A 24,647-nucleotide genomic window follows, 5' to 3' on the forward strand; every position below is an offset into this window, starting at 1 on the left:
GTCAGATCACAAGGTCACCACCCCGGCTCGCTGGTATGATCGATCCGATGGTACAGCGCCAACTTGCGGTATTTCCAGTTCGGTTGAAGGATTTTGTCAATCGCCCATGTGCCGATGTCGTCGGATTTGCACCGGCGACCATCGGCGCGCGGATACCGATCAGCTGAGCATGGCCAGGTCCCTACCTGTCGTTCCCCTGCGTGTTGGCATCGACTTGGCGTCCCTGCCGTCTATCGTCAGCGCAAGGTCCTTGTAGAAACCGTCATTGTCGAACCACCAACGATGTGAAAATACGCGGGACCGCTTGGATTTGGGAACGTCACGCCGATATTGCTCATCGCAGAAAATGTCCCAATGTCCCTTGGTCATAAGGTCCGGCATTCCGACATGACCGGCACGGGCGCGACCGCCGTTTATCAATCCGCCCGACAGGGCCAGAACCTTGTCCTTTCCGCTGTAATAGTTCGTAAACCGTTTGCAGCGTTTCTTCAGGACCAGCCCGCCCCAGGCCCCTTTCTCCAGCCAGGCGGAATCCACGTCGGCCGAGGCGAACATGACTTGATCCGCGCCCCAGCTTCTGCCCGGACCGGCGGAATCTCCGAAATCAGAAAAGGCGCGAAGCACGACGAGCGCCCCCATGGAATGCGCGATTATATGAACCTTCGGGCGCGGCGACATGGCCAACAGCGGCAGCATCCCGTCCCCGACAAGATGCGGGGCGACTTTTTTGGCGTCCGAGCGATCCTTATCATAGGCATGAACCGACCCGTCACTGGGCCAGTCGAACGCCACCACAGCGCCCTTGTACCCTTTGGCCCTGACGCCTTTTTCGATCTTTGCTAGCCGGTCCAGCATTTCCTTTTGCGAGGTGTTGAACCCGTGGACATAAATCAGAACTTCCTTGTCACCACCCTGCTGGCGCACCAGTTCGAGCCAATTTGACTTTTTGACAATTCCACCCTTTCGGATACGCCCGTCTGAGCTGGTCTGAGTGATGCTGACGTAACGTGTCTTAACAGCCGGTTTCAGCGTAAATTTCTTCTTGGACGCATTATAGGTTCGGCGCGAAAAAAACAGTGCCATCCGGGAAACTCCTTTCAATCAACTTGGTTAGTCTGTCACGAAACACCCAACAGACAAAGAGAACGGGTTCGACTTACGCAAGACACTGTTCAATCCATCAATGCCCAGCATAGGCCGACCAGAATCCAAACGCGCCGACGACAATCAGGCTGACGGCCCACACGACGTCGAGGTTGAACCAACTTTTTGAGATGAATGTCAGCCCCAACCACCAATAGACGACAACGGCCGCGGCGGCACCTACAAGTGTCATCGCGAACGTATGCACTGCAGCCACGATAAAGGCCGTTGCAATGTCGCTGCTCATCAGGTTTTGCACGGCGGCATGGCCGGTTTCGGCGATATTGCCCGGCTCCAAAATACCGCAAATTCCCAGATAGATCGGGACCAGCATCAACCCTGCCCCGTGCGCCATCGCGGCCAAGAACGACCAGAGCGCAAGCCGTGCCGGATGGACCCGGGTCAGGATATTTGGATGCTTGCGATTGACCAGCAGGTAGACACCCATGGCAATGACGATCACACCGGCGGCCAGTCGAATTTCGGTTTCGCGCTCAACCAGAATGATCATCAGCGAGAACGGCAGAAGAATGCCGATCATCGCCAGAAAATGCCCTAACGCCAACATCGCCAGCGCCCGCGCCATGGCCGCCGGCTTGCGCTCCATCAGCGCGGCAGAAACGGCCAGCGGCCAGCCCATGCCGGGGTTGATGCCGTGATAGACGCCCGAAAAAATGACGGCCCACCAAAGGGCCGCCAAAGACAATCCGTCCATTACCACCTACACGGAGGAATAGCAGAAACTGTCGGTCGAACAGTCGCCCCCTTCCAGACGGATCTGGTGCGCTCGCGTCCCTTCCGGGAAGCTGACGTAAAAATCTTGGTCCATCGCGAAACTGCCATCTTCGCCCACATTGGCCATCACCATCTGGCCACCTTCGTGATGGGGGTAGAACTGATTGTCCCAGGTGGAATACAGCGAGTTGGTCCAGTAGACACGCTTGCCGTCTCGGCTGATCTCGACCATCTGCGGGCCATAGACAAAATCCTGGCCGTTGGGGTGCTTGGTTTCACGCGCAATGCCGCCCAACTCCACCTTGCCGTTCAGAACGGGATTGAACGGGTCGGAGACGTCATATTGGTGCATCTCGCCCAGCCCCCAGCAGGCGACATAGAGGTATTTGTCGTCCAGGCTCAGGTCGATATCCGTAACCAGCGGCGGCACGGCGCTAAAGCCCTTGAGCAACTCTGGCAGGTTCTCCGGGTCCTCGGGGCGCGGGTCGATGGTGATGACCTTCTTCGCCTGCCATTTGCCGTCGTCATCGCGCCACCAGGTAAAGATCGCGCCCTGCAGGTTGGTCGTGTCGACCACCACTCCGCAGAACCCGTAAGACTTGCTTGGGTCATGCGCGGGGCGGATTTCCAGCGCCATCTGATAGTTTTCGCCAAAATCAATCGTCTGGATATTCTTGCGCGCGCGCAGGTCCCAGAAATGGATGGAATGGCCGTATTTGTTGCTCAGCAGGTCTTCGGGTACTACTCCGTTCTCGAACTGCGGTGGCAGACCCCATTCGGAACTGACCATGTAATCTTGCGGCAGGTTCCACCAGAAATCATAGTGTTTGTCCTGCTTACCGCGATCCATTTCATAACGACCGATTATCTCAAAGCTTTCACAATCCATGATGAAAATTCCCGGCGGTCCGTCGGTGCCATCCGGCCCGGCCCCGCCAAGGGTCGAGACATAAATGCCCTCGGGTCCGCAATGGATGGTATGCGGGCGAGAGTAGCCGGTTTTGGCAAACACCTCTTCAGGCTCGATGATCTTGTGAATCTTTGCCTCAAGCGGTTCCTTGACATCGAAGATATAGATACGGCTCGAGCGGATGCCCGGAACGATCAGATAGCGACGTTCCAGAAACGCGTGGCCCGACAGCGGCGACAACGACGACGAACAGGCGTTCCAACCGAAATGGTGAAACTCATCACCGGGGGTCGGCGTCATGACGGTGTGCACAATTTGTCCGTAAGTGTCCGAACCGGACCGCAGGTCTATCACCGCCAATCCATCATGATGGCTGGCGTCTTTGCCGAGCATTATGGTGAAGGCAAAATTCTCGACCGGCGCTTCCATCGCCAGTTTTGGTGACGCATGAAACGTCGGATCTGGTCGTAGATTCATTTCAGTCCTCCCATTATATGTTTGCCCCAGGTCGCTGAGGCGCGTCCGCGATCGCCGTACCAGTGCCTCCTCTACACCTGTGCGACGTCACTACGCTGTTTGGCGCTCAGAATTTTTATCGCCAATTTCTTCTTTTGTGCTCCAATCTCCTGCCTGTATTCGTGATCGAAACGCCGCTGTGGTCGGACGACCAATGCGCATAGCGCTTCGCCAAAGTCGTTACCCGCAAAAAAGCTGCGACACTGAACTTACCGATGCCGACTTTCTGATCACAATCGGCAAAGCCTTGCTTTGGAACAGGGCAGAATTCGGTCACCCGATCTTCGCGCTTGGTTTTTGCTAGGTCCGTGAATGCGTTGAACGTAGCATTCAAATTCGTTTCCTGAAAGCCGGGTCGGATTACGCGCCGCAAGGGCGGTTCCGTTCCCACGCCCAATTCGGACGTTCGACACCGTTTCCATCCTGGTTAAGACAACAAAACCAGCACCGGTGCGACGCAATATGGCATTCGGTTGCCGCCAGAGACGCTGATGTTTGGGATATCGATGAAAGAGATCGGCCCGACCTTGGGCCCAAGAACTGTCAAAAGCATAAAGTCATTTTTCATCATTACGTTACGTGAATCTTGCAGAAAATAGCCCGGGCGGTTTCGAAAAATTTTGAAAATTCAGAATTCTGCCTTATCGTTACTCGTGTCCGCCGAACGGCGGGTTGGCCCAAACGCTGAAAAATATCAGCAACGAGCCAGTTTAGGGAGGAAACATGACAAAATCTTTGAACCGCAGAAGCTTTCTGCGTGGTACGGCTGTTGTGGGCGCAGGTGCGCTTGCGGCGCCCGCAGTCCATGCGCAGGAAGGAACCACGTTTAAGATGCAGGCAGCCTGGGGCGGCGGCATCTTTCTTGAGAACGCGCAATCCTATGTGAACCGCGTGAACGAAATGTCGGGCGGCAAGCTGACAATCGAACTGCTGCCCGTGAACTCGGTCGTGAAAACCAGCCAGATGCAGGACGCGGTTCATCGCGGCGTTCTGGACGCTGCGCATTATGTGCCAGCCTATTGGTACTCGAAATCCAAGACCGCGTCATTGTTCGGAACCGGCCCTTGCTTTGGCTGGTCCAGCCAGGAAGTTCTGGGTTGGGTGAATTATGGCGGCGGACAGGAGCTGTTTGACGAGCTGATGGGGATACTCGGACTGAATGTCGTATCCTTCTTCAACTCGCCGATGCCAGCGCAGCCGTTGGGCTGGTTCAAAGAAGAGATCACGGACGCGGGCCAGATGAACGGCCTGAAATATCGGACCGTTGGTCTTGCTGCGGACGTTCTGCTTGAGATGGGCATGTCGGTTGTGCAGTTGCCGGGCGGTGAAATCCAGCCCGCGATGAAGTCCGGCCTGATCGATGCGGCCGAGTTCAACAACCCGACGTCCGACCGCGACTTTGGTATGCAAGACGTGTCCAAACACTATCACCTTGCGTCGTTCCACCAGAGTCAGGAGTTCTTTGAAGTCACATTCAACAAGGACAAGTTCAACGCCCTTGCGCCCGAGCTTCAGGCGATCCTGAAATATGCGTCCGAGGCCGAAAATTCCAACTTCTACTGGAACAACACCAAGCGCTATTCCGAAGACCTGGTCACACTGGCCGAGGAACAGGGCGTCAACGTCTACAGGACTCCGGACAGCGTTATGCAAGCTCAGCTAGATGCCTGGGACGTTGTGGTCGAGCGTATCGCGAACGAGGACCCCTTCTTTGCCAAGGTCATCGACAGCCAGAAGGCATACGCGAAGACGGTTATGAACTACCTCAACCTGAACCAGCCTGACTATAAGCTGGCCTATAAACACTATTTCGGCTGACGTCTAAGGTCGCAAAACATTGGGGGTCGCGCTTTGCGCGGCTTCCTGAACTTCGGGCAGAACAGGCGAGGAACTGATCTTGGTCAAGACAATTCACGCCATCGAAGGGCTAAGCCAATGGGTCGGCAAAGCCTTTGGATGGTGCATCCTAATACTGACGCTTTCAGTGTCCTACGAAGTGTTTGTCCGCTACGTGCTGAACAAGCCAACGGTCTGGGCCTTCGACATGATGGTCCAGATGTATGGCGCGCTGTTCCTGATGGCAGGTGCCTACGCGCTGGCCCAGGACGCGCATGTGCGCGGCGACGTCTTATACCGGCTGTTTTCGGTCAAATGGCAGGCGCGCGTCGATTTCGTTCTGTACATTCTGTTTTTCTTTCCCGGCATGTTCGCCTTGTTCTGGTACGGCTGGGAGATCGCGAAAGACAGCTGGCGCTATGAAGAAGTTAGCTGGAACAGCCCCGCGCGCATCCAGATCTATTTCTTCAAAACCCTGATCCCGGTCGCGGGCATGCTGCTGATGTTACAAGGCCTCGCTGAAATGGCGCGGTGCTGGCTGGCCATGAAAAATGGCGTCTGGCTCGAACGTCTCGACGATGTGCGAGAGACCGAGGACATGTTGATGGAATCGACTGTCGACAAACTTCAGCCAACCGACACCAAGCAAGGAGGCCGCAGCGATGACTGATCCTCAGGTCGCCATCTTGATGCTCAGCCTCTTTATCGTGTTGGTGCTGCTGGGTTTTCCAATTGCCTTCACGTTGCTGGCCATGGGAGTCGCGTTTGGCTATTACGCCTATTACCAATCCGCGCCCGAAACCATTGCGGATATCTTCAACAACAACATCTTCTATCTACTGAACCAGAATACCTATTCGGTGATGGAGAACGACACGCTGGTGGCCATCCCTTTGTTCCTGTTCATGGGATATGTGGTCGAACGGGCGAATATCGTCGACCGCCTGTTCTTCTCGCTCTACATGGCTGCGCGCAACCTTCCGGGGTCGCTGGCCATCGCGGCCTTGCTGACCTGTGCGGTGTTTTCGACCGCATCCGGCATCGTCGGAGCGGTCGTTACCCTGATGGGGCTGCTGGCTTATCCGGCGATGGCCAATGCCGGGTATCAGCGCAGTTTTGCATCAGGTGTCATCTGTGCGGGCGGAACCTTGGGCATTCTCATCCCGCCGTCGATCATGCTGATTGTTTACGCCGCGATCGCCGAGCTTTCGCCTCTGCGACTCTATGCGGCTGCGGTGTTCCCCGGGCTACTGCTTGCCGGCCTCTACATCGTCTATGTGATGATCCGCGTGTGGATAAACCCCTCCCTGGCCCCCAAGCCGCAAGAGGATGACATCCCGCCGAAGCGCCAGATCTATATGGATCTGCTGATCTCATTCGTACCTTTGACCGTGTTGATCATGCTGGTTTTGGGATCGATCCTCGGGGGTCTAGCAACACCTGCCGAAGCCGCCGCAATGGGCGCGCTTGGTGGACTGGTGCTGGCAATGTTTTATCGGTCGCTGACATGGGACAAGGTAAAGCAAAGCGTCTTTCTGACCGCCAAAGCCACTGCAATGGTGTGTTGGCTGTTTGTCGGTTCGTGGACCTTTGCTTCGATCTTTTCATATCTCGGTGGCCACGACGTGATCGAGCATTGGGTGGTCGGCATGAACCTGCAACCGTGGCAGTTCCTGATCCTTGCGCAGCTGATCATCTTCCTGCTGGGCTGGCCTCTGGAGTGGTCAGAGATCCTGATCATCTTCGTCCCGATCTTTCTGCCAATGCTGGATACGTTCGGAGTAAACCCGTATTTCTTCGCGATGCTGGTGGCGTTGAATTTGCAGACCTCCTTCCTGACACCCCCGATGGCGATGTCGGCCTATTACCTCAAAGGGGTGCTGAAAAACCAGATCCAGCTGATGGAGATCTTCAAGGGTCTGATGCCCTATCTGGCCATCGTGATCCTATGCATGGTGCTGATGTACCAGTTCCCGGGGATCGCACTTTGGCTGCCTGATTATCTGTTCGGGGTTTGGGTCCCATGACAAAACATGATTTGTCCCTCTTCTCGGCGGTTCAATCCGCCGAGGCCATCCGTTCGGGTCAAATCACATCCGAAGCGCTGGTCGAATGTTGCCTCGAGCGGATCGACAAAACCGACAGCGAGATCCGCGCATGGGCCTATCTGGATGCGGGTATGGCGCTGGATCAGGCGCGCGAAATGGACCGCATCCGCAAGTCCGGGCGCGCCACCGGGGCGTTGCACGGTGTGCCGGTGGGTCTGAAGGACATTGTCGACACAAAGGATATGCCAACACAATGCGGCAGCCCGGTCTATGCGGGCCGCCAACCAAACTCCGACGCTCGTCTTGTCGAACGCTTGCGCGAAGCTGGCGCGGTGATAATGGGCAAAACCAAAACCACCGAATTCGCCTTCATGCACCCGACAGACACGACCAACCCCTTTGACGCGACGCGCACTCCGGGCGGGTCGTCCAGCGGTTCGGCGGCTGCGGTCGCCGCCAGACATGTCCCGCTTGCCGTTGGCTCGCAAACCGGCGGCTCGGTGATCCGTCCAGCTTCTTTTTGCGGCGTCTACGGGTTCAAACCAACGCGCGGTACGATCTCACGCAGTGGCGTGTTTCGAACATCTGTGTCGCTGGATCATGTCGGTGGCTTTGCGAACTCCTTAGAAGACATCGCGTTGTTGACCGATGTCCTGGCATCCTTCGACCAGAGCGACACCGCAAGCTTTGCAAGACCGCGCGCACCCATGCTGGACGGTGCTCAATCCGACGCGCCGGTTGCGCCTAATATAGCCTGGTTGGACTTCCCGTTTCACGACCGCCTTGATGCAAGTACCGTCGATGGATTGAATGCCGTAATTGACGGGCTGGACGGACGCGTCGAGCGCTTTTCCGCATCGCCGCAACTGGCCGATCTGATCAATGTCCACAAGATTATCTACGACTACGAAATTCGCCAGAACATGGCGCCGGTTTCCGAGACCAACTGGGACCAGCTTAGCGAAGAAATGCAGGCGGCGATCAAACGCGGTACCGAGATCAGCGAGATGCAATATGAAGACGCGGTTGCGGTCATGGCATCCGCGCAGGAATTCTTTTCGGGCTATTTCAACGATTTCGACGCCATCCTCGCCCCGTCAGCCACGGGCGAGGCGGTGCCGTTGAGCGCGGGTCATACCGGGGATTCGGTGTTCTGTCTGACCTGGACGCTGGCCGGATTGCCCTGTCTGACACTGCCGCTTTTGGTCGGACAGACCGATCTGCCGGTCGGTGTACAACTAATTGGCGCGATAGAAGAAGACGACCGCCTTCTGCGCACCGCATCCTGGGTCCAGCGAAAGCTCGCCGAGCAGGAACAACAAGGAGAGTAAACATATGTCACGCCTAACAAACATTCTCATGGGTTTGATCGGCACAGGCTTGATGATGGTTTTTGTTCTGGGTCTGTCGCACAGTATTTCGACCGGTTTCGCAGGCTTCTGGGGCGGTTTCCCCTTCATGTGCATTGCGTTCTTCGTCATCGCGCTTGCGCTTTACAACTTCTGGGAAGATGCCATCAAAAAGGACTGATCCGATGACCGCAAAACCAGTCCTGTGGCTGCCGCGGCGGGTCTCTGACGCCACCATCGAACGCGCCCGCCGCGACTACGAGGTGATCCTGAACGAAGCCGACACACCCGGCACGGCGGACGAGATCATCGACATGAGTGCGCGGGTGGACGCCATGATGCCATGCCATTCCGAGCATTTCTCGGCAGATGTGGTCTCTCGTCTGAACCCGCGCCTGAAAATCGTTGCGAACCACTCGGTCGGCGTCGATCACTGTGATCTTGCCGCGCTGGCCAACAAAGGGATTGCGGTCACGAACACACCCGATGTTCTTTCTGACGCGACTGCCGAATTGGCGATGCTATTGATGTTGGGGGCAGCACGGCACGCCGTCCGAGGCGATCAGCTAATGCGCACCGGCACTTGGGACAGTTGGAGCCCATCGTTTATGGTCGGAAAACAGGTGACCGGCGCGCGTCTTGGGATCGTTGGAATGGGTCGCGTCGGTCGCGCCTTTGCCGCGAAAGCGCGTGGGTTTGACATGGAAATCCACTACTACAACCGTTCGCGCCTGTCCCCCGATCTTGAACAAGGCGCGACATACCATGAAAGCATCGAAAGCCTTTTACCGGTCGCTGATTTCCTGTCGCTTCATTGTCCGGCTACCCCGGAAACCATGGATCTGATGAATACCGACCGCATTGCGGCGCTGCCGGATGGGGCTGTTGTCGTCAATTCAGCGCGCGGTTCGCTTGTGGACGAGGATGCGCTGTTGCATGCCGTCGAAACCGGAAAACTGGCGGCTGCAGGTCTTGATTGCTTCAAAACCGAACCCGGCGGCAACCCGGAATTTGCACGCCATCAGAATATCTTCATGCTGCCGCATATCGGCAGCGCCACGACCAGAACCCGGGATGCCATGGGCTTTCGCGCTCTGGACAATCTGGATGCGTTCTTTGCGGGCAGGACCCCGCGGGACCTTTTGAACTAGAGGGCATAAAAATGGCAAAACTTGCATTCCTCGGACTTGGCGTCATGGGCTATCCGATGGCCGGTCACCTCAAGAACGCTGGCCACGACGTAACGGTCTACAATCGCACATCCGCCAAAGCCGAAGCCTGGGTCGACACCTACGGCGGCAACGTGGGAAAGACCCCTCGAAAAGCGGCAGAAAACGCCGAGTTTGTGATGACCTGCGTCGGAAACGACGACGACCTGCGCAGTGTTTGTCTGGGTGAAGATGGTGCTTTCGCCGGAATGTCATCCGGCGCGACCCTGGTCGATCACACGACTGTCTCTGCCAAAGTCACACGCGAGTTGTTCGCTGCTGCGAAGGACCACGAGCTTGCCTATGTCGACGCGCCGATCTCGGGCGGCCAGGCGGGGGCCGAGAATGCCGCCCTGTCCATCATGTGCGGGGGCGACCAATCGGCATATGATGCCGCCGAACCAATTATGCAGGTCTACGCCAAAATCTGCCGCAGACTGGGCGAAAGTGGCGCTGGCCAGCTGACCAAGATGAGCAACCAGATTGCCATCGCCGGTCTGGTACAAGGCCTGAGCGAAGCGTTGCATTTCGCCGAGAAAGCAGGGCTGGACGGCCGGTCCGTTGTAGAAGTCATCAGCCAGGGTGCGGCAGGCAGCTGGCAGATGGCCAACCGCTATGAAACCATGCTGGACGATCATTTTGATCACGGCTTTGCTGTGGACTGGATGCGCAAGGATCTTGGCATTTGTCTGGATACCGCGAACGAGACCGGCGCAAGCTTACCAGTTACTGCGCTGGTGGACCAATTCTACAAAGATGTGCAGAAACTTGGCGGCGGTCGGTGGGATACGTCGTCGTTGTTCAAAAGGTTGCGCGCGCTCGACTAGGCGAGCGCAATAGGTTGGCTTACGTCGTCGTCCGCTGAGGTCATGCCTCGACGCGTTGCGAAAGTCACAATTCAGAATGCCTCAGTCAGCGTCTTCCATGTTGGTTGCGTTCAGCTGTGCGAACAGTTCGGGTCCAACCCGATCGTACAGGTCGAGTTGCGTCTCGAGGAAGTCGATATGGCCTTCTTCATCTGACATCAGGTCCTCGAACAAGCCCATCGAAACATAGTCCCCAGCGTCTTTGCAGACGTCGCGCGCCTCTTTGTACAACGCCCGGGCGCTGCGTTCCGCAGCAAGATCACATTCAAGCGTCTCGCGCGGATTTTGTCCGATCCTGAGCGGATCAAGCTTTTGCAGGTTCGGATGGCCCTCAAGGAAAATGATCCGCTCGATCAGCTTATCGGCATGCTCCATTTCCTCAATTGACTCTTCGCGACTCTTCTTGGCCATACTGCCAAGCCCCCAATCGTCCTGAAGCCTGTAGTGCAGCCAATACTGGCTCACGGCTGTCAATTCGTGCCGAAGTGCCTTGTTCAGATATTCGATTACCTTTTCGTCACCTTTCATTTCAAATCTCCCTGGCTTTCAATGTAAACGGCTTGGAAAGAAGGTCTTTGGCAACGATGCTACCACTAAAGATAGCTTCGGCCAAAATTGCGGAACAGTGTATTTTTCCAGCGTGTTAGATGACTATCTGACGATTCTGGTTCGTTTAGTTCCAACAGACCTTCGGTTCCCGAAATCAGCTAGATCGAGAACCAGCCAGATATCTCAGCATGCCGCCCCGGGCACAACGCGCCGTTCAGGTATGTGCCTGTGCATTTCCGAATAAACCCGGATCAGCGAACGGCTCTCTCCGCAACACCACGCTACTGTCTCTTGAAACAACGTGCCTACATTGTGCTGGGTAAGGCCAAACCCAGGGGCTACCGCAACGATTGCCCGTTGTGGAACAGATGGATTTTGGCAGGGTCAGCGCTCAGTTTGACTGTTTGCCCACGCAGGTTCTTTTCGATCCCAGGGAACTTGGCGACAACGTCTTCGGCACCGGGACGGTTGGCCAAGTACAGCAAGGTGACCTCACCCAATGCTTCGATGAAATCAACTTTCCCCTCAAGGAACCCTGCCGCGTCTGCAACAAAGTCCTCGGGTCGTACGCCGATGTTAACCTGTAGACCCATCTGATCAGGATCGGTCGCGATAGAAGAGACGGCGGTACCACCCGCGTCCAACGTGATTTCGGTCTGCTCTCCGGTCGCGGAAATTACGCCGGGCAGCAGGTTCATCGAAGGTGAACCGATGAACTGTGCGACAAACTCGTTATCCGGTGTTTCATAGAGCTCAAGCGGGGTGCCGACCTGCGCAATCCCCTTGTTGGCCAGAACAACGATGCGGCTGGCCAGCGTCATTGCCTCGACCTGATCGTGGGTGACGTAGATCATCGTGCTGTCGGGCATCGCTTCCTTCAGGCGCGCGATCTCGATGCGGGTGGCGACGCGCAGCGCCGCGTCGAGGTTTGAAAGCGGTTCGTCGAACAGGTAGACCTTTGGGTCGCGCACGATGGCCCGCCCGATGGCGACACGTTGACGTTGCCCACCCGACAAAGCCTTGGGCAACCGGTCCAGAAGGGGTTCCAGTTGCAGAATTTTGGCAGCGCGTTCGACCGCGGCATTGACCTCGGAAGACGGCATCTTTGCAATCTTCAGCGCGAACGCCATGTTCTCGCGCACAGTCATATGCGGGTAAAGCGCATAGGATTGGAACACCATCGCAATACCGCGCTGCGCGGGCGGAACATCGTTCATAACCTGCCCTTCGATCTCCAGCGTTCCGCCCGAGATCTTTTCCAACCCGGCAATCATGCGCAGCAAGGTGGACTTGCCACAGCCAGAGGGTCCGACGAACACGATCAGTTCACCGGTTTCGATCTCAAGGTCGATGTGTTTCAGAACGTCGACCGGACCATAGGTCTTGGCCACATCCGTAAGCTTGAGTTCCGACATGGCTTACCTCTTTTCTCTGGTCATCAGACAGAATTGGTTGGCATTGAGTACCGCCGTTTCGGTCCCATCCACGCCGCCCAGATCCTCACCGATCACGCGCCAGTTTCCTTGGGGCAAGGTGAGCTGCGCCGGGTCTGTACCCAGGTTGAAGGCACAGAACACCTGTTCGGTTGCGTCCTCGCGAAGAAACGTCAGCACCGAGCCGTTCTGGTCCATTTCAACCTGCGCTCCGGCCATCAGCGCGGGATGCGCGTGACGCAGGGCAATCGCGCGGCGGTAGTGGTGCAGCATCGATTGCGGATCCTGCTCTGAACGGTCTACGGCGTTTTCAGCCTGCGCCGAACTGACCGGCAACCAGGGGGTGCCACTACTAAAGCCTGAATGTTCGTCCTGCGCAGTCCAGACCATGGGGGTGCGGCACCCATCACGGCCTTTGAATTCGGGCCAGAACTCGATGCCATAGGGGTCTTGCAGATCCTCGAACGCCACATCCGCCTCGGGCAGGCCCAATTCCTCGCCCTGATACAGGCAAGCCGACCCACGCAAACACATCATCAGAACGGCGTGCTGCCGGATTGCCGCATCGTCGAGCCCCCAGCGCGAGGCATGGCGCTGCACGTCATGGTTCGAGAAGGCCCAGCAAGGCCAGGCGTCGCCGGCCTTGTCCTCAAGTTGGTCGAACACCTGCTTGGCGTAGGCTGCGGTAAGCGCTCGTTTTTCAAGAAATTCGAACGCATAGCACATATGCATCCGCTTATCGCCGGTCGTGTACTCACCCATGATCTCAAGCCCACGCTGCGCGTCGCCGACCTCTCCCAAACAGGCGCGGCCTTCGTACTCGTCGGTCAGTGCGCGCAGCCGTTCGAGGAACGCGATATTCTCGGGTTGGCTTTTGGAATAGAGGTGATCCTGATGATTGTAAGGGTTCACCATCGGCGCGATCGAGGCATTGCGCTGATCCATCGGCAAGCCGGGATTGTCGCGCAGCTGAGCGTCGTGGAAATAGAAGTTGATCGTGTCCAGACGGAATCCGTCGACACCCAAGTCCAACCAGAACCGTGCTACATCAAGCAGCGCATCCTGAACATCCTTGCAATGGAAATTCAGATCGGGCTGCGAGGTCAGGAAGTTGTGCAAGTAATATTGCAGGCGTCGCGCATCCCATTGCCAGGCCGAGCCCCCAAAGATCGACAGCCAGTTGTTCGGCGGCGTGCCGTCCGGCTTCGGGTCGGCCCAGACATACCAGTCGGATTTGGGGTTCTCGCGACTGGCGCGGCTTTCGACGAACCATGGGTGCTGGTCGGAAGTGTGCGACAGCACCAGGTCAATCATGACCTTCAGACCATGGCCATGCGCTTGATCCAAAAGCGCCTTGAAATCCTCCATGGTGCCGAACATCGGATCGACATCGCGGTAATCGCTGACATCGTAGCCAAAATCCTTCATCGGGGATTTGAAGAATGGCGAAATCCAGATCGCATCGACGCCCAACGAGGCGATATAGCCAAGGCGCTGCGTGATGCCTTTCAGATCACCGATCCCATCGCCGGTACTGTCCTGAAAACTGCGTGGATAAATCTGATAGATCACGCCACCCCGCCACCAATCGGCGGAGGCGTTGGTCGAGTTTTCAAGGTTTACATTGTTCTGCACGTTCATCACACGCCTCTATTTCACCGACCCGGCCAAAAGGCCGCGGACGAGGTATTTCTGCATTGCAAAGAAGACGATCAGCGGCACCGCAATCGACACGAATGCCGCCGTCGCCAGAATTTCCCAATTGCCGCCGCGCGTACCCAACAGTTCCACGATGCGGTTGGTCATGACCGTGGTCTGGCCCGTTGCGTCGATCAGGAACACTTTGGCAACCAGCAGATCGTTCCACGTCCACAGGAATTGGAAGATCGCAAAAGATGCCAATGCCGGAAAGCTCAGCGGCAGGATGAGTTTGGTGAAGATCTGGAACTCGGTGGCGCCGTCAACACGTGCGTTTTCGATCAGATCGCGGGGCAGCCCGGCCATATAGTTGCGCAGCAAATAAATCGCCAGTGGCATCCCAAAGCCGGTATGGGCCAGCCAAACACCCAGATATCCTTTGCCGATCCCGATATTCAAATGGAACTTCAACAGCGGGATCAGCGCCAGTTGCAGCGGCACCACCAACAGGCCCACCACGGCAGCAATCAGCAACGCCCGGCCCGGAAAATCCATCCATGCCAGCGCATAGGCCGCAAAGGCCGCAACCAGTATGGGAATGATCGTCGCCGGGATGGTCACCGTCAGCGTATTGAAAAAGGCCTTACCCATGCTGTCAGAGCTATTTGCGTTGAACAGAACATGGGCATAGTTCTCGGTTGTAAATTCAGGCGGCAATGTCGTTGTCACAAACACGCGGGGACCACGCTTGCCCGAGAATTCTTCGGTGTTCTCCATGCGATAGTCGCCATTGGCCTGAACGGTGATCGTTCCACCCCGGCGCAACTCGGCAGTATCGCCGGGTGCGAAGGCATCGATCGCACGGGAATTAACCCCCCATCTGGAGATATCCGACGCCCGCTCACCTTCGAAGATATTGCCCTCGATTACATACATGTCGCCTTGCAGCTCCTGGGCCTCAGGCCCGGCCGCGCGAAGGGTCAGATTCTGTTCGGACGGAAACAAGGCGCGCCACCAGCCGCTGCTGGCAATCTGATCACCCGTCCTGAAGGACGAGATCAACAGGCCGAGTGTCGGAAACACCCAAAGCACCACTAGCAGCACGACTGAGGCATGGACCACCCATCTGAGGGCCGGTCGGGTTCCTGCAATATCGCTCATATCCCCAACCTCCTACTGCATTTCTTTGCGCGCATTGCGCACGTTCCAGATCAGGATCGGCGTTACCAGCAACATGATCACCATCGCCGAGGCCGATCCGACGCCCCAGTCATTGGCGCGGAACATCTTGTCATACATGTAATTGGCCAGAACCTGCGTCTCCCACTGGCCGTTGGTCATCGCAAAAACGATGTCAAAGACCTTGAGGACCACGATCGTGATAGTGGTCCAGACGACCATGATGGTTGTTTTGATCTGCGGCACCTTGATCTTGAAGAAAATTTGAAAAGGGTTCGCCCCATCCAAAATGGCGGCCTCGATGGTCTCTTCCGGGATCCCGCGTAGCGCAGCGGACAGGATGACCATGGCAAAGCCGGTTTGAATCCAGACCAACACGATCATCAGGAAGAAATTGTTCCAAAACGGCAGCGTCAACCAAGTGTGCGCTTCGGTTCCGCCAAAGAAGATATAGATCGCATTCAGAATGCCGATCTGATCCTGATCAATTGGGCGCGCGTCATAGACCAGTTTCCAGATCACCGAGGCGCCGACAAAAGAAATCGCCATCGGCATGAAGATCAGCGATTTGGCGACGTTGCCCCAGCTGATACGATCCGTCAGCTGCGCCACAAGCAGGCCAAATGCGGTTGACATGGCCGGCACAACAATCAGCCACAGCATATTGTTGCGCATCGCCTCCCAGAATTTCGGCTCGGCCAACATCTGGGTATAGTTGTCGAGACCCGCCCATTCATATCCGCCACCGGGCACGCGATCGGTCAGCGACAAGCGCAACGTCTCAACAACGGGATAGGCAAGATAGACGCCAAGCGCGAGGATCGCAGGAAACAGGAACAGCCAGGGCCGGATCATGTTCGCGCGGTTGATATTGCGCCCTGCATTGGGTCCACGTGGCGGGAACAGGACTTTGTCCAAGAGCTGATTGGACAGGTAGAAATAGCCCACGCATCCCGACACGCCTATGGCGATTGTCAGCAGGCCCTGAATTGCCGGGTTCATGGTGTCCTCTCCCTTGCTTCGGGTCCGGGCAACCCAATGAACAGGTTGCCCGAAGGTTCAGCGATCTACTTGAGGGCGTCCCAAGACGACTGGATTTCGCCGGTAACTTCTTCGGCGGACTTGCCGCCCGTATAGTCAACCATGCCGGTCCAGAAGGTGCCCGCGCCGACCGCGCCAGGCATCAGGTCAGAGCCGTCAAAGCGGAAGGTCGTCGCGCCCAGCAGGATATCACCCAGACCGCGCAGCGTATCGTCCTTGTAGGCCTCTGTGTTCACGCCCTTGTGCGGGGTCAGGAACCCGGTCTGTGCCATCATGACTTCATGAGCGATCGGCTGCTTTAGGAACTCCATGAATGCGCTGGTCGCATCCGAAGGATTGCTGACCGCCATCAGGGTACCGCCCCCCAGAACCGGGTTGCCCAGATCCTTGTCTGCGAAAGACGGCATGTAGAAGAAATCTGCATCCAGGCCGAACTCGACATCTTCGGGGAAGAAGGCTGGCACGAAAGACGCCTGACGGTGCATGTAGCACTGCGGCGGGGATGAGAACATGCCCTTGGGGCTATCGCGGAAGTCGGTCGAGGCGACTGCGTCAGCCCCACCCGAGACTTTGGCATCGTCACGTGCGAACCAGCCGAATTCTTCGATCGCGGCGATCACGCGAGGATCATCAAAGGAAATCTCGTTGGTCACCCACTGGTCGTAGACTTCGGGCGGTTGCGTCCGCAGCATCATGTCTTCAACCCAGTCGGTCGCAGGCCAACCGGTCGCGGCACCAGAACCCAGACCGATGCACCAAGGTGTCTCACCATCGGCGACAATCTGTTCGGTCAACGCTTTCAGTTCTTCCATGGTGGTCGGAACTTCGTAACCGGCATCCTCGAAGTTTTCCGGGTTGTACCAGACCAGAGATTTGACATTCACGTTGTAGAAGAAGCCATACATCTGATCATTGCCATCGGCATCTTTGTAGGTGCCAAGATCAACCCATGAATCACCGGCTGCATAGTTATCGCCGACCCAGCTGGCCATATCTTCACCCAGAGGCGTCAACTGGCCTTTTGAAGCCATGATCGACGCCAAACCGGGCTGCGGGAATACCGCGATGTTGGGGGCCGACCCCGCTTCGGCATCAATGACGATCTGCTGCTCAAAGCTGTCAGAGCCGGTGTAGATCACATCTGCGCCAGTCGCTTTCTCAAAATAGGCAATCATATTGTTGAAATAGCCGTCCTCGGGTGTCAGCCACGGACCGAAGATCGTGACGGTCTGACCGCTCAGATCAGGAGCATTCTCGGCCCAGGCGTTGTAGCTGTCCCAGTTGAACGGCCCTTCACCAGGTGCAAAAACCAGATCTTCTGCCTGAACTGACCCAGCCAGCAGAGCGATCGTCGCCGCGCCTGCATAAAGCGAGTGTTTCATGAGTTCTCCTCCCAAAATTTCCCTGCGCCTCCTGAGATTCGTTTTCCAAAGCGCTTTGAATGATCGACTTTATCCGCTAACATTCGATTCCTGTCAACAATCGGATTCGGATTCTCTTATTTACTTGCCGTGATTTCCTGATTCCTGAAACAGGTTGACGTAAGAGGAAATTCGAAACAAAACAAGAAGAGCATCTATTTGAAGGCGCTTTGGAGATCATGAACCTCAAACAGCTCTCTGAAATCCTCGGTTTGTCTCAAACCACGGTCAGCCGTGCGCTGAACGGGTATCCCGAGGTCAACGAGGGCACGCGCATTCGGGTTCAGGCTGCGGCTGAAAAACATGGATACCGCCCCAACATCCGCGCCAAGGGGTTGGCGACGGGCCGCTCGATGGTGATCGGGCATGTGATCCCGACATCGTCCCGGCACGAGATGGTGAACCCGATTTTCGGAGATTTTGTCGCCGGCGCAGCCCGGACTTATGCCGAAAACGACTATGACATGATGTTCACCCATGCTGCCGACACCTCGATCGAAGAGTCCTATCGCAGCCTGTTCACACGCGGTGCCGTAGATGGGGTCGTCTTGCAAGGCCCCAAGGTGAATGAATCACGCATCTCCGTCCTTTCGGAAATGAACGTGCCGTTTATCGTTCATGGCCGTTCGACCGGCGTGGACATACCCTATGACTGGATCGACGTGAACAATCTGCGCTCGTTCGAGCGCGCAACTCGGTTTCTGATCGATCTGGGCCATCGCCGCATCGCATTGATCAACGGGCTGGAAGTGATGGACTTTGCGCAGCGCCGTCGCAATGGCTATGAAGCCGCCTTGCAAAAGGCGGGGATCGCGCTTGATCCGGCCCTGTTGCGCAGCGCCGAGATGACGGAAATCTACGGATATCTGACGACTAGTGACATGCTCAAGCAGGACAATCCTCCGACCGCCTTTCTGGTTTCATCGATCATCCCGGCAATTGGTATCCGTCGCGCATTGGAAGAAAACGGGTTGAAAATGGGTCGCGACATTTCGGTCATCGTTCATGACGATGAATTGTCATACATGCGCAACGGCCAGGATGTACCGATCTTCACTGCCACTCGTTCGTCCGTCCGCCACGCCGGAGAAAAGGCCGCTGAAATGCTGATCGAGCGCATCAATGCGCCGAATGATCCCCCAAAAACCTGCCTGCTCGAAGCAGAACTGGTGGTTGGAAACTCGACGGGTCCGGCTCCGCAAAGGAATTGAAATGAAATACAACCGCAGCGACTTTCCGCCCGACTTTCTGTTTGGCGTCGCAACTTCAGCTTATCAGATCGAAGGACACGCGCAGGGTGGCGCGGGCCTTACCCATTGGGACGACTTCGCAGCCACGCCGGGAAACGTTGCCAATGCCGAAGACGGCGCGCTGGCATGCGACCACTACAACCGGTTCGAGCAGGATCTGGATCTGGTCAAAGCCGCTGGTTTTGACGCCTATCGCTTTTCAACCAGCTGGGCGCGCGTGCTGCCAGAAGGACGTGGACCCGTCAATCAGGAAGGTCTGGATTTCTATGACCGGTTGACCGACGCCTTGCTGGAACGCGACATTCGCCCATGCGCAACGCTATACCATTGGGAACTTCCCTCGCCCCTTGCTGATCTGGGCGGGTGGCGCAACCGAGATATCGCAGGCTGGTTTGGCGATTTTGCCGAAATCCTCATGCGTCGTATCGGCGATCGCATGTTCAATGTCGCCACCATCAATGAACCCTGGTGCGTCAGTTGGCTGAGCCATTTCGAGGGCCACCACGCGCCCGGCCTGCGCGACATTCGCGCGACGGCCCGTGCGATGCATCACGTCCTGCTGGCCCATGGTCGTGCTACCGAAGTGATGCGCGGATTGGGGATGTCCAACCTGGGGGCGGTGTTCAATCTGGAATGGGCGGAACCTGCGGATGACAGCCCCGAGGCGCAAAAGGCGGCTGCGCTCTATGACGGGATTTACAACCGGTTTTTTCTGGGCGGTGTATTCGACAAATCCTACCCTGAAAACGTGCTCGAAGGGCTGGCCCCGCATTTGCCGACCGGCTGGCAGGACGATTTCGATGTGATCGGAGCGCCGGTCGATTGGTGCGGACTGAATTACTATACGCGCAAGCTGATCGCGCCTTCCGACACACCCTGGCCGGGCCTGCGCGAAGTCCCGGGACCTCTGCCCAAGACGCAGATGGGATGGGAAATCGAACCGGAGGGTTTGTCCCGTTTTCTGATCCGTACAGCCAAAGACTACACCGGGGAATTGCCGATCTACGTCACGGAAAACGGCATGGCCAGCCCCGCGCGCCAACAGGATGATGACCGGATCGACTATCTGGATCGCCACCTGTCGGCCGTACAGGTTGCGTTGGCCGAGGGCGTGCCCGTCAAGGGGTATTTTGTCTGGTCATTACTGGACAATTACGAATGGGCCTTTGGTTATGAGAAGCGCTTTGGGCTGGTGGATGTGGATTTTGACACGCTGGAACGAACGCCCAAAGCCTCGTATCACGCGTTGAAAGAGGCGCTGTCGGCTTGAAGGTGACGAGCGCTCCTGCGCGATCGCAATTGCGAACGTCAGATTGCACACGGTACCTGCTATAGGTTCGCCAGGCTGATATTCGGGGTCTCGTCGTATTCCGAGACCAGGATCCAATTTATCTGCTGCCGCCTATTTTGGCGGGCTCGTTGTGCCACGAACAACGCAATCCAATGCGCAGCAAACCCTGAAGTGCTCGGGATCATCCGTTGTGATGTAGTCGGTGAACTTTTCCCCCGCCAGCGTTCCGATGGTTTCTGCCGGAATACGAATGGTCGTTAGGCCCGGCTCGACGTCTGACGACCCTTTGAAATCGCCGATGCCGATAATCGACAGGTGATCGGGAACGGTCAGGCCCAGATTCTGCGCGGCAAACAAGGCACCCTGTGCAATAACGTCGTTTCCGCACAACAATGCCGTTGGACGTGGATGATCCGTCAAAAGGGAAATGGCAGCCTGCTTTGCCTGCGAGACACTGTAGGGCGCTTCGGAAACTCGCTTGTCCGGAAGGCAAATATCCCTTTCCGCGAGCGTATCATGTACGGCTGTGAACCGGTGCTGCGCTCGATCATTGCCATTGGTTTTGGGAAAAATCAGACCAATGTCCCGATGCCCCAAGGCCAGCAGATGCTCGGTTGCAAGTCGCCCCGCCAGCAGGTTGTCCGCCCCGACGCATGGCAAGTCTGAATCTTCGGAGTAGTTCCATATCGCCAACCCTGGAATTTTCTGCTGGTCGATCAGGCGGGCGGTTGCCTCAGCGTGTTCCAAACCGACAAGCGCGACGCCATCCACGCGATGCTCGAGCAGTTTACGGACCATGGCGTATTCCCGGTCAAGATCGTATCCGTGCGACGCCAGCAACAGGCTGAACCCGGCCTTGTCGATTGAATCCGAGAATGCCTGAATAACCTCGGCGAAAATGGCATGGTTGATCGTGGGCACCACAAGGCCGATGGTCCCGGACCGTTTGCCATGCATCGTTTGCGCGGCCCGGTTGCGGATATACCCCAGTCTCTGAACCGCTCGATTGATCTTTTTGCGAGTCGCTGGGTTCACCAGATCCGGGTGATTAAAGGTGCGCGACACTGTGGATGGTGACACTTTTGCGGCCTTTGCGACCGCCACAATATCCACCTTACCTTTTTGAAAACTTGACATAATATTCTCCCGCTTGGTCGAATTTATGAAAACATTTGCAATACTATTTTCATCGCCTAACCTGATTTGTCAACAAAAGTAAGAAACATGAACCGACGGGTTGGGAGGCCCTGAATGGAATTCATTTATTACTTCGGAGACGTGTTTACCCCGTTGTCATTCATGCTGTTGCTCGGCGGCACGATCGGTGGTCTCATTCTGGGTGCAACGCCCGGGTTATCGCCGACCATGGCTGTCGCGCTGCTGATCCCGTTCACCTTCCAGCTTGAGGCGGCGCAGGGTCTGATCCTGTTGGGCGCGGCCTATACCTCGACCGTGGCCGGAGGGGCGGTCAGCGCAATTCTCCTCAAGATCCCCGGCGCACCTGCCAATATCGCCACAACGCTGGACGGACACACGATGGCCAAACAAGGCCAAGGTGCGCGCGCCCTGCAACTTTCGTTTCTGGCCTCGGCGGTGGGCGGAATATTCGGCGTTCTGCTTCTGATCTTTCTGACTCCCGTTCTGGCCAAATGGGCGCTGGCGTTTGGGCCGTCCCATCTGTTCTGGCTGGCCATCCTGGGCGTGACAGTGATCGGGACGCTGGATTCCGCCTCGGTCGTAAAGGGGCTACTGTCAGGCTGTATCGGCTTGTGGCTGGCGACCATCGGGTTCGACGACATCATGGGCGCACAGCGTTTCATCTTTCACCCGGCATTGGGTGGAGGCATCAACATCATCGCCGCGCTGATCGGCCTGTTCGCGATCCCCCAAGTGCTGACGATGTTCGCCAAAGGACGCCACAACGCTGGGGCAGAGGTTATCGAAGTGCAGCGCCACTCGATCATCGATGCATTCCGAGAGCTTTTCAGCCGTACCCGCGCACTGAGTATCGGCACGATGACAGGTTCGATCATCGGCCTGATCCCGGGTGTCGGCGGGCAAATCGCGGGTCTTGTCGCCTATGATCAGACCAAGAAATTCTCAGCTGAAAAAGACAAGTTCGGCACTGGTCATTCCGAAGGTGTGATCGCTGCGGAATCCGCCAACAATGCCATGGTCGGCCCGTCTCTGGTACCTTTATTGACGTTGTCCATTCCCGGCAGCCCCACCGCCGCCGTTCTTCTGGGTGGTTTGCTGATCCACGGGATTTTCCCAGGCTCGGACCTGTTCGACAATCACCCCGATGTCGCCTGGACATTCATCAACTCGATGCTGATCGGGCAGGTCCTGATGTGTATCTTTGGTCTTTATGTCGCGGGGCTGGCAGCTCGCGTGGCGCAGGTGCCGCAATCGGTCATGGCGGCCATCGTGCTGGCGCTGTCGGTCTTTGGGGCCTATTCGGTGCAAGGTTCGATGGGTGATGTCTATGTCATGGCCTGCCTGGGCATTGGCATGTTCTTTCTGGAACGTTTCGGGTTTTCTGCCGCTCCACTGGTGCTGGGGCTGATCCTTGGGCCCATCGCCGAGGCCAACTTCATTCAGGGTGGAATGATCGCTGATGCCACCGTGGGCAAGGCTTCGTATTTCCTGACCGGCGGGCTTAACCTGTTGCTGATCGCAGTTGTGCTGGCTTCGATCGCCTACTCGGTCTGGATGGAATTGCGCAGCCGTCGCTACACCACCAAAGAGGAGGCACAGGCATGAACCGCTCTCAGCATATATTCGGCTCGGGTCTGGTTTTTGCCGTTGGGCTGTGGGTCGCATGGGTCAGCTATACCCAGCAACCGGCCGAAGCCTTTCTGTTCCCGCGCCTTATCGCTTCTGTTTTCGTGGTCCTTGCCGGGTGGACATTTGGCAAAGCTCTGCTGGGCTTATCCAAGGTTGGAAACGGCGTGACGCGGACAATGTTCATCAACATGCTGCCCGGCCTGATCATCACGCTGATCTATGTGTTCTGGGCGGCAAAAACGCTCGGGTTCTACACCGCTACGACCATCGCCTTTTTTGTCCTGCTGTCGATCTACGATCCTGCGCCTCATGCCGAAGCCAAAAGCTGGCTCCGGCGAGGGATCATCACGGGCGTGTTTGTGGCGGTGATGTACGGGCTCTTTGCCATGCTTCTAAACGTCTACACACCAAAAGAAATTCTGTTCTGACCGCACCAATTTGCGGGTGAACCAAATCAGGGAGGAAACGCAAAATGAAACAACTGATCGCAGGGGCCGCATTGGTTCTGGCTGGCCTGTCAGGCCCGGCAATGGCCGAAGACTATCCGGAACGACCACTGATGATGATGGTCAGCTATGGCGCCGGAGGTGCAACCGACTTTCAGGCGCGGATTGTCACCATGACCGCCGGGAACGAGGATGCGCTGGGGATGCCCATCGCCATTATCAACAAACCCGGCGCAGGTGGTCGCGTTGGCTGGAACTGGTTTGCCACGCAGGTCGACCCGGACGGTTATACCTTGGCCGCCTACAACGTTCCCCACTTCATCGCCCAATCGATCAAGGGCGGCGTCGAATACTCGACCGACAGCTTTGAGCCCATCGCCAACTGGGGGGCCGACCCGGCTGTGTTCGTCGTCGGTGCGGACAGCGAATTCAACTCGATGCAGGATGTTGTCGATTTTGCGAAGGAAAACCCCGGCAAACTGACCGTTTCGGGTGCTGGATTGTTTGTGGGCCACCACATTGCTGCATTGCAAATCGACAAGGCCGCTGGGACCAAAATGGCCTATATCCCGACAAAGGGTGGCGGGGCCGCAGCGATGAAAGCGGTGATCGCGGGCGAGGTTATGGGCGGCATCAACAACCTGTCTGATGCGTTCCGCGCGCAAGAGGCGGGTAACGTCAAAATCCTGGGCGTCGCCGATCTGGAACGCAACGCCTTCCTGCCGGATGTTCCGACGATGATGGAACAGGGGCTCGAGGTCGACAATTCGTCGGTCAACTTCCGGGGTGTGATGGTGCCCAAGGGAACTCCGCCCGAGGTGATCGAAAAACTGTCAGCAACCGTGCCCGAGATGTTTGCCAATTCCCGCGTCGCCAAAAAGATGGAGGCAGGCGGTTCGCCGATGCACATCATGACACGGGACGAAGTGATCGAGATGTGGGCGCAGCGTCAACAAACGCTGAACGAGTTGCTGGCCGGTCTCTGATCCGGTGATCAAAGC

23 protein-coding genes are annotated in these 24,647 nt (G+C 56.9%); 12 read left to right on the forward strand and 11 right to left on the reverse strand.

Features of this window, described 5'->3' with window-relative positions; genetic code table 11:
* Nucleotides 1-159: 159 nt before the first annotated feature.
* The 4 genes from ACR0JA_RS20250 to ACR0JA_RS20265 all read right to left on the reverse strand — a co-directional run bounded on the left by ACR0JA_RS20250 (nt 160) and on the right by ACR0JA_RS20265 (nt 3,638).
* Nucleotides 160-1,083 (reverse strand): alpha/beta hydrolase, encoded by a 924-nt coding sequence (locus tag ACR0JA_RS20250; protein WP_480578963.1) that lies wholly within the window; start codon nt 1,081-1,083, stop codon nt 160-162.
* Nucleotides 1,084-1,180: 97 nt separating this feature from the next.
* A complete protein-coding gene (locus ACR0JA_RS20255; RefSeq protein WP_480578965.1) occupies nt 1,181-1,858 on the reverse strand; it encodes a hypothetical protein in 678 nt (225 codons plus the stop codon).
* Nucleotides 1,859-1,864: 6 nt separating this feature from the next.
* Nucleotides 1,865-3,265, reverse strand: coding sequence for a selenium-binding protein SBP56-related protein (locus ACR0JA_RS20260; protein WP_480578968.1), 1,401 nt, complete (start codon nt 3,263-3,265; stop codon nt 1,865-1,867).
* Nucleotides 3,266-3,380: 115 nt separating this feature from the next.
* Entirely contained in the window at nt 3,381-3,638 is a 258-nt protein-coding gene (locus ACR0JA_RS20265) for a hypothetical protein (protein WP_480578970.1), read from the reverse strand.
* Between the two features lie 389 nt (nt 3,639-4,027).
* Here ACR0JA_RS20265 and ACR0JA_RS20270 point away from each other — a divergent pair, with 389 nt between their 5' ends.
* The 7 genes from ACR0JA_RS20270 (at nt 4,028) to ACR0JA_RS20300 (ending at nt 10,572) form a co-directional block, all read left to right on the forward strand.
* Complete coding sequence (locus ACR0JA_RS20270; RefSeq protein ID WP_480578972.1) at nt 4,028-5,122, forward strand: TRAP transporter substrate-binding protein; 1,095 nt, start codon at nt 4,028-4,030, stop codon at nt 5,120-5,122.
* Nucleotides 5,123-5,201: 79 nt separating this feature from the next.
* Nucleotides 5,202-5,810, forward strand: coding sequence for a TRAP transporter small permease subunit (locus tag ACR0JA_RS20275; protein ID WP_480578974.1), 609 nt, complete (start codon nt 5,202-5,204; stop codon nt 5,808-5,810).
* Complete coding sequence (locus ACR0JA_RS20280; RefSeq protein ID WP_480578977.1) at nt 5,803-7,167, forward strand: TRAP transporter large permease; 1,365 nt, start codon at nt 5,803-5,805, stop codon at nt 7,165-7,167. The genes ACR0JA_RS20275 and ACR0JA_RS20280 overlap by 8 nt, the downstream gene beginning before the upstream one ends.
* Nucleotides 7,164-8,519, forward strand: coding sequence for an amidase (locus ACR0JA_RS20285; RefSeq protein WP_480578979.1), 1,356 nt, complete (start codon nt 7,164-7,166; stop codon nt 8,517-8,519). Before ACR0JA_RS20280 ends, ACR0JA_RS20285 begins: the two co-directional genes overlap by 4 nt.
* A gap of 4 nt (nt 8,520-8,523) precedes the next feature.
* The gene (locus tag ACR0JA_RS20290; protein ID WP_480578982.1) at nt 8,524-8,718 is read left to right on the forward strand and encodes a hypothetical protein; all 195 of its coding nucleotides are present in this window, start codon (nt 8,524-8,526) and stop codon (nt 8,716-8,718) included.
* 4 nt (nt 8,719-8,722) lie between these two features.
* A complete protein-coding gene (locus ACR0JA_RS20295) occupies nt 8,723-9,688 on the forward strand; it encodes a 2-hydroxyacid dehydrogenase (RefSeq protein WP_480578984.1) in 966 nt (321 codons plus the stop codon).
* Between the two features lie 11 nt (nt 9,689-9,699).
* On the forward strand, nt 9,700-10,572 hold the full coding sequence (locus ACR0JA_RS20300) for an NAD(P)-dependent oxidoreductase (RefSeq protein ID WP_480578987.1): 873 nt from the start codon (nt 9,700-9,702) through the stop codon (nt 10,570-10,572).
* An 81-nt stretch (nt 10,573-10,653) separates the two neighbouring features.
* Here the strand turns inward: ACR0JA_RS20300 and bfr are convergent, their stop codons facing one another.
* From bfr to ACR0JA_RS20330, 6 genes are all read right to left on the reverse strand, one after another.
* Nucleotides 10,654-11,139 (reverse strand): bacterioferritin, encoded by a 486-nt coding sequence (gene bfr / locus ACR0JA_RS20305; protein WP_480578989.1) that lies wholly within the window; start codon nt 11,137-11,139, stop codon nt 10,654-10,656.
* 359 nt (nt 11,140-11,498) lie between these two features.
* Nucleotides 11,499-12,575: an ABC transporter ATP-binding protein gene (locus tag ACR0JA_RS20310; protein WP_480578991.1), complete on the reverse strand. Its 1,077-nt coding sequence runs from the start codon at nt 12,573-12,575 to the stop codon at nt 11,499-11,501.
* A gap of 3 nt (nt 12,576-12,578) precedes the next feature.
* Nucleotides 12,579-14,234: an alpha-glucosidase gene (locus ACR0JA_RS20315; protein WP_480578993.1), complete on the reverse strand. Its 1,656-nt coding sequence runs from the start codon at nt 14,232-14,234 to the stop codon at nt 12,579-12,581.
* A gap of 9 nt (nt 14,235-14,243) precedes the next feature.
* Nucleotides 14,244-15,392, reverse strand: a complete 1,149-nt coding sequence (locus ACR0JA_RS20320; protein WP_480578995.1) for a carbohydrate ABC transporter permease — start codon at nt 15,390-15,392, stop codon at nt 14,244-14,246.
* Between the two features lie 12 nt (nt 15,393-15,404).
* Nucleotides 15,405-16,412 (reverse strand): carbohydrate ABC transporter permease, encoded by a 1,008-nt coding sequence (locus ACR0JA_RS20325; protein WP_480578997.1) that lies wholly within the window; start codon nt 16,410-16,412, stop codon nt 15,405-15,407.
* Nucleotides 16,413-16,477: 65 nt separating this feature from the next.
* Nucleotides 16,478-17,833 carry an ABC transporter substrate-binding protein gene (locus ACR0JA_RS20330; RefSeq protein WP_480578999.1) on the reverse strand — a complete coding sequence of 452 codons (1,356 nt, stop codon included), beginning with the start codon at nt 17,831-17,833 and terminating at the stop codon, nt 16,478-16,480.
* A gap of 218 nt (nt 17,834-18,051) precedes the next feature.
* Between ACR0JA_RS20330 and ACR0JA_RS20335 the strand changes: the two genes are divergently transcribed.
* Both ACR0JA_RS20335 and ACR0JA_RS20340 read left to right on the forward strand, forming a co-directional pair.
* A complete protein-coding gene (locus ACR0JA_RS20335) occupies nt 18,052-19,083 on the forward strand; it encodes a substrate-binding domain-containing protein (RefSeq protein ID WP_480579002.1) in 1,032 nt (343 codons plus the stop codon).
* Between the two features lies 1 nt (nt 19,084).
* The gene (locus ACR0JA_RS20340) at nt 19,085-20,392 is read left to right on the forward strand and encodes a GH1 family beta-glucosidase (protein WP_480579005.1); all 1,308 of its coding nucleotides are present in this window, start codon (nt 19,085-19,087) and stop codon (nt 20,390-20,392) included.
* A 132-nt stretch (nt 20,393-20,524) separates the two neighbouring features.
* On the opposite strand, the gene ACR0JA_RS20345 is transcribed toward ACR0JA_RS20340, so the two are convergent.
* Nucleotides 20,525-21,550 (reverse strand): LacI family DNA-binding transcriptional regulator, encoded by a 1,026-nt coding sequence (locus ACR0JA_RS20345; RefSeq protein ID WP_480579008.1) that lies wholly within the window; start codon nt 21,548-21,550, stop codon nt 20,525-20,527.
* Nucleotides 21,551-21,664: 114 nt separating this feature from the next.
* Here ACR0JA_RS20345 and ACR0JA_RS20350 point away from each other — a divergent pair, with 114 nt between their 5' ends.
* The 3 genes from ACR0JA_RS20350 to ACR0JA_RS20360 are packed head-to-tail and all read left to right on the forward strand — an operon-like array spanning nt 21,665 to nt 24,632.
* Nucleotides 21,665-23,176, forward strand: coding sequence for a tripartite tricarboxylate transporter permease (locus ACR0JA_RS20350; protein ID WP_480579011.1), 1,512 nt, complete (start codon nt 21,665-21,667; stop codon nt 23,174-23,176).
* A complete protein-coding gene (locus ACR0JA_RS20355; protein WP_480579014.1) occupies nt 23,173-23,628 on the forward strand; it encodes a tripartite tricarboxylate transporter TctB family protein in 456 nt (151 codons plus the stop codon). Before ACR0JA_RS20350 ends, ACR0JA_RS20355 begins: the two co-directional genes overlap by 4 nt.
* Before the next feature lie 44 nt (nt 23,629-23,672).
* Entirely contained in the window at nt 23,673-24,632 is a 960-nt protein-coding gene (locus tag ACR0JA_RS20360; protein WP_480579017.1) for a Bug family tripartite tricarboxylate transporter substrate binding protein, read from the forward strand.
* Nucleotides 24,633-24,647: the final 15 nt, after the last annotated feature.

The sequence above is a fragment of the Ruegeria sp. AM4 genome, from assembly GCF_056540665.1.

Coding starts and splice junctions, on each gene's coding strand:
- ACR0JA_RS20250 (WP_480578963.1), bottom strand. CDS start 1,083: ATGGCACTGTTTTTTTCGCGCCGAACCTATAATGCGTCCAAGAAGAAA.
- ACR0JA_RS20255 (WP_480578965.1), bottom strand. CDS start 1,858: ATGGACGGATTGTCTTTGGCGGCCCTTTGGTGGGCCGTCATTTTTTCG.
- ACR0JA_RS20260 (WP_480578968.1), bottom strand. CDS start 3,265: ATGAATCTACGACCAGATCCGACGTTTCATGCGTCACCAAAACTGGCG.
- ACR0JA_RS20270 (WP_480578972.1), top strand. CDS start 4,028: ATGACAAAATCTTTGAACCGCAGAAGCTTTCTGCGTGGTACGGCTGTT.
- ACR0JA_RS20280 (WP_480578977.1), top strand. CDS start 5,803: ATGACTGATCCTCAGGTCGCCATCTTGATGCTCAGCCTCTTTATCGTG.
- ACR0JA_RS20285 (WP_480578979.1), top strand. CDS start 7,164: ATGACAAAACATGATTTGTCCCTCTTCTCGGCGGTTCAATCCGCCGAG.
- ACR0JA_RS20290 (WP_480578982.1), top strand. CDS start 8,524: ATGTCACGCCTAACAAACATTCTCATGGGTTTGATCGGCACAGGCTTG.
- ACR0JA_RS20295 (WP_480578984.1), top strand. CDS start 8,723: ATGACCGCAAAACCAGTCCTGTGGCTGCCGCGGCGGGTCTCTGACGCC.
- ACR0JA_RS20300 (WP_480578987.1), top strand. CDS start 9,700: ATGGCAAAACTTGCATTCCTCGGACTTGGCGTCATGGGCTATCCGATG.
- bfr (WP_480578989.1), bottom strand. CDS start 11,139: ATGAAAGGTGACGAAAAGGTAATCGAATATCTGAACAAGGCACTTCGG.
- ACR0JA_RS20310 (WP_480578991.1), bottom strand. CDS start 12,575: ATGTCGGAACTCAAGCTTACGGATGTGGCCAAGACCTATGGTCCGGTC.
- ACR0JA_RS20315 (WP_480578993.1), bottom strand. CDS start 14,234: ATGAACGTGCAGAACAATGTAAACCTTGAAAACTCGACCAACGCCTCC.
- ACR0JA_RS20320 (WP_480578995.1), bottom strand. CDS start 15,392: ATGAGCGATATTGCAGGAACCCGACCGGCCCTCAGATGGGTGGTCCAT.
- ACR0JA_RS20325 (WP_480578997.1), bottom strand. CDS start 16,412: ATGAACCCGGCAATTCAGGGCCTGCTGACAATCGCCATAGGCGTGTCG.
- ACR0JA_RS20330 (WP_480578999.1), bottom strand. CDS start 17,833: ATGAAACACTCGCTTTATGCAGGCGCGGCGACGATCGCTCTGCTGGCT.
- ACR0JA_RS20335 (WP_480579002.1), top strand. CDS start 18,052: ATGAACCTCAAACAGCTCTCTGAAATCCTCGGTTTGTCTCAAACCACG.
- ACR0JA_RS20340 (WP_480579005.1), top strand. CDS start 19,085: ATGAAATACAACCGCAGCGACTTTCCGCCCGACTTTCTGTTTGGCGTC.
- ACR0JA_RS20345 (WP_480579008.1), bottom strand. CDS start 21,550: ATGTCAAGTTTTCAAAAAGGTAAGGTGGATATTGTGGCGGTCGCAAAG.
- ACR0JA_RS20350 (WP_480579011.1), top strand. CDS start 21,665: ATGGAATTCATTTATTACTTCGGAGACGTGTTTACCCCGTTGTCATTC.
- ACR0JA_RS20355 (WP_480579014.1), top strand. CDS start 23,173: ATGAACCGCTCTCAGCATATATTCGGCTCGGGTCTGGTTTTTGCCGTT.
- ACR0JA_RS20360 (WP_480579017.1), top strand. CDS start 23,673: ATGAAACAACTGATCGCAGGGGCCGCATTGGTTCTGGCTGGCCTGTCA.